Here is a 9,186-nt window from a genome sequence, read left to right as displayed (position 1 = left end):
TTGAGGTCTTTATTGTCGTGCTCGGCAAAAACGAGAACAGCCATATCAGATCACTCCCGCTTCGTTTTTCAGCTTGTCGACCAGTTGCGCGACGGATTCGACCTTGATGCCGGCTTCGCGCTTCTTCGGTTCGGTCACCTTGACCACTTGCAGACGCGGCGTGAAATCGACGCCGTAATCGGCCGGGGTTTTGATGTCGATCGGCTTGCGCTTGGCCTTCATGATGTTTGGCAGGGAGGCATAGCGCGGCTCATTGAGCCGCAGATCGGTGGTGACGATGGCTGGCAATTGCAGCTTCACCGTCTGCAGGCCGCCATCGATCTCGCGCGTGACGCTGGCAGCACCATCGGCAATCGCGACTTCCGAGGCAAATGTGCCTTGCGGCCAGTCGAGCAGGGCGGCGAGCATCTGGCCGGTCTGATTGCTGTCATCATCAATCGCCTGCTTGCCGAGGATCACCAGTTCCGGCGATTCTTCCGCGACAATGGCTTTCAGCGCCTTGGCGACGCCGAGCGGTTCGACCATATCGTCGGTCTGGATCAGGATGCCGCGATCGGCACCCATGGCCAGCGCCGTGCGGATCGTTTCCTGCGCCTGGGTCGGTCCGACCGAGACGACGACGATTTCCGTCGCGATACCCTTTTCCTTGAGACGGATCGCTTCTTCGACCGCAATCTCGCAGAACGGGTTCATGGACATTTTGACGTTGGCGAGGTCGACACCTGTTTGATCAGGCTTCACGCGGACCTTCACGTTGTAATCAACGACCCGTTTGATGGGGACGAGAATCTTCATGCCGGAGCTCCGAATTTGGACGCGCACGGGGGAGCGCGCACCTTGAAAGGACAGGCGCCGAACCTGCCTATGCCTGCGCTCTAAGTCAATGTGACACGCGGGCTGACGTGCGCGTCAAATCACAGCAGGCCTCAATCCTTCATCCAGGCCGAGACGGCCCCGCTGGGAGCGACGGCAAAGCGCCACAGCGCATAGAGACCGGCCGAGGCGATGGCGCAGGCCGATAGAACGACCGGGATGAACCATCCGCCGAGCACTTCCTCGGCATCGGTCTGTGCCTCGTAGGAGAGCGCCCAGTCACCGCCGGCAAAACGCCAAAGCCCGACGCCGGGCGCGTTGAGCACTTCCATCACCGCCATGTGGAGCAGGATGAGGACGAAAACACCCGCAACCCCGAGCGCGAGGATAGAGCCATAATGCAGCACGACCGCCGTGGGCTGACGCCACATCGGTGGTGCGGCGGGCAAATCGCCATAGCTGGCGATCGCTGCTTGCAGGCGGGTCAGCTCGTCACCTTCACTCAAGGCCTCCATCGCATCGCGGATATGGGTGGCGGCTTCGGCACTGATATCTGCGCGGTCGGCAACGTCGAGCTCGCGATTGGCCCGGTCGAGACGGCGCAGGAAATCCTGCCACAGGCGGCGGGCCTGTGGTGTCGAGAATGTGAGAGCTCCGGTCATGACGTCACCTCCTGCGCATCCAGCGCCTCGCCCATCGCCGCCCAGATCGACTTCATGTCCTTGAGCACGTCGGCACCGAAGGGCGTTGTTGTGTAGTATTTGCGCGGCGCGCCGCTGTCCTCGGCCACCCATTCGGCGGTGACCAGACCGTCATTCTTCATCCGCGTCAGCACCGGATAGACCGTGCCCTCGGCAAGGCTTTCGAAGCCCGGAACCTGTTTCAGGCTGGCGACGATCTGGTAGCCATAGGCGCGGCCGGCCTGCAGGCGCGCCAACAGGAGCATCTCGAAATATCCCTTGCGGGCCTGGGAAATCCAGCGTTCGAGCACGCCTGCCTTGTCTGTCTTGTCCGCCATGAATGTCTCGCCGTTTCGAAGCAGCAATTGGTATCCCTTGTATTATGTTATGGCAAGTTATATAGCAATGCATAGTAGTTGCTATAACCAAGGAATTTGACCATGCGAATGCTGAACCTTGTCCGCCTCGCCACCATTCTGGCGGCACTGGGCTGGATCGCCTTCATTGCGGCAGATCTGCGCCCCTTCACCGGTATTGATCCGGACGCCTCGCCGGCCGAGATGGCGGCGGAGCTCGACGGCGTGCTCGATCGGGCGATGCAGCGATACTCGATCGCCGGCGTCGCTGCCGGTGCCTTGCGCGATGGGGAGGTCATCTGGTCGGCCCGTCGCGGCGAGGCGCAGGCAGGCGGATCGCCGGTCACTGGCGAGACCGCTTTCAATCTCGGCTCGATCTCCAAACCGGTCACGGTCTGGGCCGTGCTGGCCCTGGCCCGTGACGGCCGCATCGATCTGGATGCGCCCATCCAGCCCTATCTGACCCGCTTCACGCTTCCCGACAGCGAATATGACGTCAGTGGTGTCACCGTGCGCCGCCTGCTGCAGCATGTCGCCGGCATCAATATCCATGGCTATGGCGGCTACAGCCCGGAAGAGGACCAGCCCGCCGATATCGTCGAGCTGTCGCAGACCTATGAACCGCTTCAGCTGGTGCGCGAGCCGGGCACGGATCCGAGCTATTCCGGCGGCGGCTATGTCTTGTTGCAGATGATGATCGAGGATGTCAGCGGGCAAGGCTTCGACGCCTATGTCCGCGAACAGGTCTTCGCCCCGCTGGGCATGGATCACAGCGGTTTCATCGAGGCTGAGCTTCCGACCCGTTCGGCGGCGTTCAATTATTATCGCCGCGAGATCACCGATCTGCGCGATGTCGCCCTGGCGGCGGCTGGCGTCTATATGTCCGGCGATGACATGGAAAACTTCCTGCGCGCCCATCTCGATGGCGGCGGTGTGCTACCGGCCTCATGGCTCGATCAGGCCTTTGCGCCCTCCGAGGGTACGCCCAATATCGGCATGAGCTATACCCGGCTCGAAACGCCTCGGGGTCTGCTGATCGGCCATGGCGGCAATAATTCCAGCTGGAATGCCCAGATCTATATCCGTCCGGAAACCGGCGACGGCTTCTACTTCATGACCAATGCGACCTCGGGCGCCCAGCTCGACTTTGATCTCAGCTGCACCTGGCTGTCAGCCGCTCGCGAGATGGATGTGGAGGAAGTCTGCGCCGAGGCTTATGAGCTGACACACCAGATCAGCCTGGCGGCGGGCCTGACTGGCCTGGGCGCGATCGGGATTGCCTATTGGTTGCTGGCCGGTTTCGCCGCGGGGCGTCGGCGCTTCAGTGTCCCGCCAAGCGGGCGCGGTCCGGTGCGTCTGACGGTGCGGCTGGTTCTTTGTGCGGTGTCCGTGATCGCCGCCAGCGTCGCTGCATGGTTCTTCTACACCAATTCAGTGATGTGGCGCACGCAGGTCATACTGATCGACGAGATGCCGGTCGATGAATTCGAGCGGCTTTTGCCGGCGGTCCTTGTCTTGCTGACCGGGCTTGCCCTGAGCCTTTGGTCCAGCCCGGTTCCGCGGGCGGTCAGTGGTGCCGGCAAAGCGCGTCAGGCCTGACCCCGACATGACGCTGCAGACGCGCCGGACGCGTCTGCAGCGTCAGCGTCATGTCGTTATTCGGCCGGCGCAGGAACCGCCATCTCGGTTGAGATGAAGAGTTCGATCTCGTCGGAGACGTAGGGGACGGCATAGCCCATATCCCATTGCGAACGGACCAGCATGCCGGTGGCGGTGAAGCCGAGCTTGGAGCGGCCATCGCGGGTTTCGCCGGAATTATTGAGGGTCACATCCAGGGAGACCGGATGGGTCTGGCCATTCATGGTCAGATCGCCGGTCATCACGCCGGTCTCGCCATTTTCGGTCTCAAACCCGGTGCCGACGAAACGGGCGGTTGGGGTGAGGGCGGTATCGAAGAAGTCGCCGGAATTGAGATGGCCGATGAAGGCGTCCTGCCCGGCCCCGGCCCACAGGCCGCTGATCAGGTTGAAGGTGATATCGACCGTCGAATTGGCCGGGGTTTCCAGGTCGAGATCGAGCGTGCCGTCATAATCGGTGAATTGCAGCGACTGGCGCGAATAGCCCTGATGGTCCCAGCTGGCGCTGACGACGGTGTGGCTGCGGTCGAATTCATAGGCGACGGGCTCGGCCGATGCGCTGGAAAAAGCCAGCAGGGCGGCCGGGGCGGCGGCGAGAAAAAGGCGGAACATGCGGTCACTCCCAGGTGATTTGAAAATCGTGTGTATTGAAAATTGTTCGCAATACATAATGCGTCTGGCGGGGAAATCGAGCCTGCTCGCGTGAAGTTGATGTTTCCATGCCGGAAAGAATGTGCGGCCTCAGCGTTCGCCGCCGGGCACCCAGAGCACATCGCTGCGCCCCTCATCATTGGTGATGCGAGCCATCACGAAGAGCAGGTCGGACAGGCGATTGAGATATTTCAGCGCTGCCGGATTGATGCGGGCACCGCCGGCGATCAGGGCGGACAGCTTGCGTTCGGCGCGGCGGCAAACGGTCCGCGACAGGTGCAGGCGCGCGGCCGCCTCGCTGCCGCCGGGCAGGATGAAGGAGTTCAGCCGTGACAGGCGCGCATTGAGTGCATCGATCTCGGTTTCCAGCCGTGTCACCTGGCCCTCGGTGATGCGCAAGGGTTCGAAGCCGAGCGGTTCATCGCTCTCGGGCACGCACAGATCGCCGCCCAGATCGAACAGGTCATTCTGGATCCGCTTCAGTGCGGCATCGAGTTCATGCCCGCCGCCGAGGGCAGCACGAGCGAGGCCGAGGGAGGAATTTGTCTCGTCAACATCCCCGTAGGCATCGACCCTCGGGTCGTGTTTCACTGTCAGTGACATATCGCCGAGACGGGTTTGACCGGCATCGCCGGTACGGGTGTAGATTTTGTTGAGCTTGACCATGTCGGGAGTCTAGCGCCTCGGCCCGGCTGGCGCGAGCCTCGCGTCAGCACCAGACGCCACAGTCCGGCCGCCCCGAAAGCGGGCGGAGCAGTATCGGGAGATGCAAGATGTTTCGCAGTTTCACAATCGCCCTGGCCGTGATGATGGCCCCCGCCGCCTTCGCCCAGCCCGCCGCCAATGACCCCGAACTCGCCCGTCTCGCCGAACAGGCGCGCGAGGCAGGCGGATCGCCGGCCGTGGCGGTGATGTACTGGCAGGGCGGTGAGGCCCGTATCGGCGTGGCCGGTGTGCGCGAGACCGGCAGCGACATCGCGGTGACCGCGGATGATCTCTGGCATATCGGCTCGGACACCAAGTCGATGACGGCGACACTGGTGGCACGCCTGGTCGAACGCGGCGTCATCGGCTGGGACGACACGATTGGCGAGCATCTCGGCGCCGTGATCGAGGATATGGATCCGGTCTATCCGGCGCTGACCTTTCGCCATCTTCTCAGCCATCGTGCAGGCCTTCCGGCCAATATCGGCATGGTCGACATGATCCGCTTCCAGATGGAAGGCACGGGCGGCCGCCCGATGCCCGAACAGCGGCTCGACTATGCCACCCGGATTTTGCGGACCGCACCGGCCGCCGAGCCGGAGACCCAATTCTTCTACTCGAACGCCGGCTATGTCATCGCCGGCGCCATGCTCGAACAGGTAATGGGGGAAAGCTGGGAAAGCCTGATCGCGGCCGAGGTCTTCGAGCCGCTCAACATGGCCTCTGCCGGTTTCGGACCTCCCGGCAGCGTCGATGAAATCGATCAACCGCGCGGTCATCGCGGCGGCATGTTCGACGGCCTGAACGCCGTGCCGCCGGGACCGCGCGCCGATAATCCACCCGTACTCGGCCCGGCCGGAACCGTGCATATCTCGTTGACTGATCTTGGCCGCTATCTGGACGCGCACATGGCGGGTGATCGCGGCGAGGCGGGCGACTATCTGACGTCAGAGAGCTGGCAAACCCTGCACACTCCGCCCTTCGGCGGCGACTATGCCCTCGGCTGGGGGGTGCAGGATGGGCGTTTGCGGCACGCCGGATCGAACACGATGTGGTTCGTGCGGATCATGATGGACCCGCAAGCCGACCGCGCCGTGGTCGTTGCTTTCAATGATGGCCGTGTGGATCAGGTCGCGCTGGCAATGGCTCCGGTCTTCGCGGCCCTGTTGCCAGAGACGGACTAGCCGCCCCAGTGCTGCTTGGCGAAATAGATCAGCCCGATCAGCACGATCGCGGAAAATTGCAGCACGATGCGCAGACGCATCAGCTTGTTGGAGCGCGAACGTGCCTCATCGCCGGAGCGGTAGAGGGTGTAAATGCCGAAGCCGAGCACGATCACGACGGCGAGCATGGCGATGTAAAGCAGTCCGGTAAGCAGATCGACGGCCATCAGCTTCTCCATCTCAGGGTGGCGGGTTTGACAGGATTGACGAAGGGCTCGCCGGTTTCGCGGTGCTTCGTCCAGGCGCGTTTGAGCGCGAAATACCATTTCGCCTGCACATCGCTATCATGGATCAGCATCAGGTCGGGATCATAGGCGAGGCCGATCTGCTGCGCATTCACCGCCTCGCGATCCTGGCCGACGAAGACTTCAATCCCCTTGCGGATCAGGAAGTTCGGCGTGATGTGCAAAAGCGGGTGATCCCAATAGACAACGATCGTGATCGCGGTGGAATTCTCATTGGTCGGCGTCACCGCGGTGAAACCGGTGAAATGCTTGCCGCCTGCCTTGACGTATTCGGTACGCAGGCCCGGGATCTCGAAGCGGATCTCCGTCTGGGGCTCGCCGAGCAGGGCGTAGAGATAGGAATTCTTCGACGGCACATGCGGCAACATGGAGAATCCGCGCCCGACCGGTCCGAACTGCTTGGCCTTGTCATGCACCGACTTGCCGGATCGCCACCACCATTGCCGGTGGATGAAGGGGATGTGCGCCGGGTCCATCAGACCGATCACGGCATGATCGACATGGCAGTTGAAAACGTCATGGATCACCATGCGTGGCTTCTCGCCCTCGGGCAGATCGAGCCTGGGCGGTGCGATGGCCGGCTCGGGACTGTCCTCCGAGCCGTAATAGATCCAGACCAGGCCCTGGTCCTCGTGCAGCGGGAAAGTGCGGGTCCGGATCTTTGAGAGGTCCATCGCTTCGGCCTGGTCGGCGGTCAGCGAGGGAATCGCCGCGCAGGAGCCATCAGTGCGGAAACGCCAGCCATGATAGGGGCATTCCACCTGGCTCTCGCCGTCATGGCATTGCATCTTGCCGCCGGAGAGGAGAATGCCGCGGTGCGGGCAGACATCCTGCATTGCGAAGGCGCGGCCCTCATGGTCGCGGCCGAACAATATCGCCTGGCCCAGCAACTCGCGATGGAGATGCTGGCCCGGTTTGAGCTCGCTTGAAAGCGCCCCGAAATACCAAAGATCGCGCAAGAACATGGGAGGCGTGATAGCGGCTAGAGCGGCGCTTGCCTAGTTCGAGCGCATGATACCGGCTGCGGCATGATGACGGGGCCGGCCCTAGCGGCCGAGAAAGGCCGAGACAACAGCCTCCGATGCGACCAGGATTTCCGGCTTGTCGGTGCGTAGCGCAATCCGCTCGCCGGGGAAGAATTCCAGTCCGGGCGGGACTGCGGCGGCGGCTTCACCATATTGCGCCGTCAACAGCTCGCGCAGCCGCGCCTCATCGCCAACGCCGGTGAGGATCCAGGCCAGGGCCAGCCGGCCATCGGCAAACACGAATTCGATCTTCCGGGAGAAGCCGGCGACCTCATAGCCGAAGCAATCAATCTGGGTCTGTGTCGTATTGCCGGTCGGCAGGCCAGGCTCGTCCTCGAAGGTGCGGGTGAAGGCGCAGGCCGCCTCGATTTCCGGCGCCAGAACCTGCAAGGTTTCGCCCAGCCGGATCTCGGCCGGCAGGGCAAAGCTCAAGGTCTGCGCCTCGGCCAGGGCGGCCCCGTCGAGGGCGGGATGACGCCACATGAACAGATTGGTGTGCACCCCGTCGGGATTGAGAACCCAGACCGTGTCACTGGCGGTATCAATCAGCACCCCCGCGTCCGGCCAGGCGGTGAAGTCGCGAAACTGCTGGGCCTCGCCTGGCTGGGCCAGCGCCTCGGCGCCGCCCGTGGCATTGACCTGAACCAGTACGCCATCCCCGAGGATGAAGACGGCCCGGTCGAGGCGCGCGCCTGAGGCCAGGTCGAGCCCGTCGCAGATCAAATGCGTTTCGCTGTCAGCGGCGAGCGGAAAGCGTGGCGTGTCGACATCGATCCGTTCCAGACCGTCGCAGCTCTGCTCCAGCAGGGTTTCCAGCGCCGGGCCTTGCGCGCCCATGGCGAGGGCCGGATCGATCGCGGCCAGCGGATCGGCCAGGGCCGGCATTCCGGACAGGGTCAGGCCAAGCGCGGCGGCGGCGAGCAGGTTTTGGCGGATTGTCTTTGTCATCGTATCGGGTCCCGGATTTGTGTGCTTCAGGACCTTGGATGCGCGGGGCCTCGCCTGCGGATGCATGACAAATCGGTAAGCTCAGCGCCGGAAGATCGAGCGCAACCCCTCGGACGTCTCGCCACTCTCGCGCATCGCCTGCAAGGTGGCCGCCTGGTCGCGTTTGGCGAAGCGCTTGCCGCTCTCGTCCAGCAGCAGGCGGTGATGGCGATAGATCGGGGTCGGCAGGCCGAGCAGGGTCTGCAGCAGCACGTGCAGCGGTGTCAGCTCGAACAGATCCTCGCCGCGGATGACATGGCTGATGCCCTGCAGCGCGTCATCATGCACCACCGCGATATGATAGCTGGTGCCGACATCCTTGCGCGCCAGCACGACATCGCCGAGCGGGGAGGGATCAGCCACCACTTCGCGCGCGCCCTGGCCTTTGACGGTGCTGGCCCCTTCCTCGACAAAACGCATCGCGCCAAACCGGTCGCCGAGATGATCGTGGCAGCGATCCAGCGATAGCCGCCAGGCATAGGCCTCGCCGCTCGCCAGCCGCGCCGCTTCCTCATCCGCCGACATCGGCGTTTTCGGCCCGCGATAGACCTCGCCAACCCCGTGCGGCGCCCGCGCGATATCCTCGAGGATTTCCGTGCGCGTCTTGAAGCAGCGATAGACCAGCCCCGTCGCCCGGAGCCGTTCCAGCACGGCAGCATACTCATCAAAATGCTCGCTCTGGCGCCGCACCGGTTCTTCCCAGTCGAGCCCGAGCCAGATCAGATCGTCAAACAGCGGCGCCTCGAATTCGCGTTTGCAGCGCGTGGTGTCGATATCCTCCAGCCTCAGCAGGAACCGCCCGTCATGATCACAGGCCGCACGCCAGGCGGTCCAGGCCGAGAAGGCATGGCCCAGATGCAGATA

11 protein-coding genes are annotated in these 9,186 nt (G+C 63.3%); 2 read left to right on the top strand and 9 right to left on the bottom strand.

Annotated features, from left to right (window positions below; translation table 11 throughout):
- Positions 1-45: 45 nt before the first annotated feature.
- The 3 genes from AAC023_RS12060 to AAC023_RS12050 all read right to left on the bottom strand — a co-directional run bounded on the left by AAC023_RS12060 (position 46) and on the right by AAC023_RS12050 (position 1,831).
- Entirely contained in the window at positions 46-795 is a 750-nt protein-coding gene (locus AAC023_RS12060) for an electron transfer flavoprotein subunit beta/FixA family protein (RefSeq protein WP_339741452.1), read from the bottom strand.
- Positions 796-926: 131 nt separating this feature from the next.
- Positions 927-1,475 carry a hypothetical protein gene (locus AAC023_RS12055; RefSeq protein ID WP_339741451.1) on the bottom strand — a complete coding sequence of 183 codons (549 nt, stop codon included), beginning with the start codon at positions 1,473-1,475 and terminating at the stop codon, positions 927-929.
- A complete protein-coding gene (locus AAC023_RS12050; protein WP_339741450.1) occupies positions 1,472-1,831 on the bottom strand; it encodes a PadR family transcriptional regulator in 360 nt (119 codons plus the stop codon). The genes AAC023_RS12055 and AAC023_RS12050 overlap by 4 nt, the downstream gene beginning before the upstream one ends.
- Positions 1,832-1,939: 108 nt before the next feature.
- Between AAC023_RS12050 and AAC023_RS12045 the strand changes: the two genes are divergently transcribed.
- Entirely contained in the window at positions 1,940-3,448 is a 1,509-nt protein-coding gene (locus tag AAC023_RS12045; protein WP_339741449.1) for a serine hydrolase domain-containing protein, read from the top strand.
- Between the two features lie 56 nt (positions 3,449-3,504).
- Here the strand turns inward: AAC023_RS12045 and AAC023_RS12040 are convergent, their stop codons facing one another.
- Both AAC023_RS12040 and AAC023_RS12035 read right to left on the bottom strand, forming a co-directional pair.
- Positions 3,505-4,098 carry a YceI family protein gene (locus AAC023_RS12040; protein WP_339741448.1) on the bottom strand — a complete coding sequence of 198 codons (594 nt, stop codon included), beginning with the start codon at positions 4,096-4,098 and terminating at the stop codon, positions 3,505-3,507.
- Positions 4,099-4,227: 129 nt separating this feature from the next.
- A complete protein-coding gene (locus AAC023_RS12035; protein WP_339741447.1) occupies positions 4,228-4,803 on the bottom strand; it encodes a cob(I)yrinic acid a,c-diamide adenosyltransferase in 576 nt (191 codons plus the stop codon).
- 107 nt (positions 4,804-4,910) lie between these two features.
- Between AAC023_RS12035 and AAC023_RS12030 the strand changes: the two genes are divergently transcribed.
- Positions 4,911-6,026 carry a serine hydrolase domain-containing protein gene (locus tag AAC023_RS12030; RefSeq protein WP_339741446.1) on the top strand — a complete coding sequence of 372 codons (1,116 nt, stop codon included), beginning with the start codon at positions 4,911-4,913 and terminating at the stop codon, positions 6,024-6,026.
- On the opposite strand, the gene AAC023_RS12025 is transcribed toward AAC023_RS12030, so the two are convergent.
- From AAC023_RS12025 to gluQRS, 4 genes are all read right to left on the bottom strand, one after another.
- On the bottom strand, positions 6,023-6,232 hold the full coding sequence (locus AAC023_RS12025) for a twin transmembrane helix small protein (protein ID WP_339741445.1): 210 nt from the start codon (positions 6,230-6,232) through the stop codon (positions 6,023-6,025). The two genes, AAC023_RS12030 and AAC023_RS12025, sit on opposite strands and share 4 nt — an antisense overlap.
- Complete coding sequence (locus tag AAC023_RS12020; RefSeq protein WP_339741444.1) at positions 6,232-7,275, bottom strand: aromatic ring-hydroxylating dioxygenase subunit alpha; 1,044 nt, start codon at positions 7,273-7,275, stop codon at positions 6,232-6,234. Before AAC023_RS12020 ends, AAC023_RS12025 begins: the two co-directional genes overlap by 1 nt.
- 81 nt (positions 7,276-7,356) lie before the next feature.
- The gene (locus tag AAC023_RS12015) at positions 7,357-8,283 is read right to left on the bottom strand and encodes a hypothetical protein (RefSeq protein WP_339741443.1); all 927 of its coding nucleotides are present in this window, start codon (positions 8,281-8,283) and stop codon (positions 7,357-7,359) included.
- 81 nt (positions 8,284-8,364) lie between these two features.
- Positions 8,365-9,186 (bottom strand): tRNA glutamyl-Q(34) synthetase GluQRS (gluQRS, locus tag AAC023_RS12010; RefSeq protein ID WP_339741442.1); only part of this gene is annotated, 822 nt, incomplete at its 5' end.

The organism is uncultured Maricaulis sp., from assembly GCF_963976135.1.
In the GTDB taxonomy this organism is placed as follows: domain Bacteria; phylum Pseudomonadota; class Alphaproteobacteria; order Caulobacterales; family Maricaulaceae; genus Maricaulis.
The sequence above is the reverse complement of the archived record's forward strand: the minus strand, read 5'-3'. Positions and strand labels throughout refer to the sequence as shown.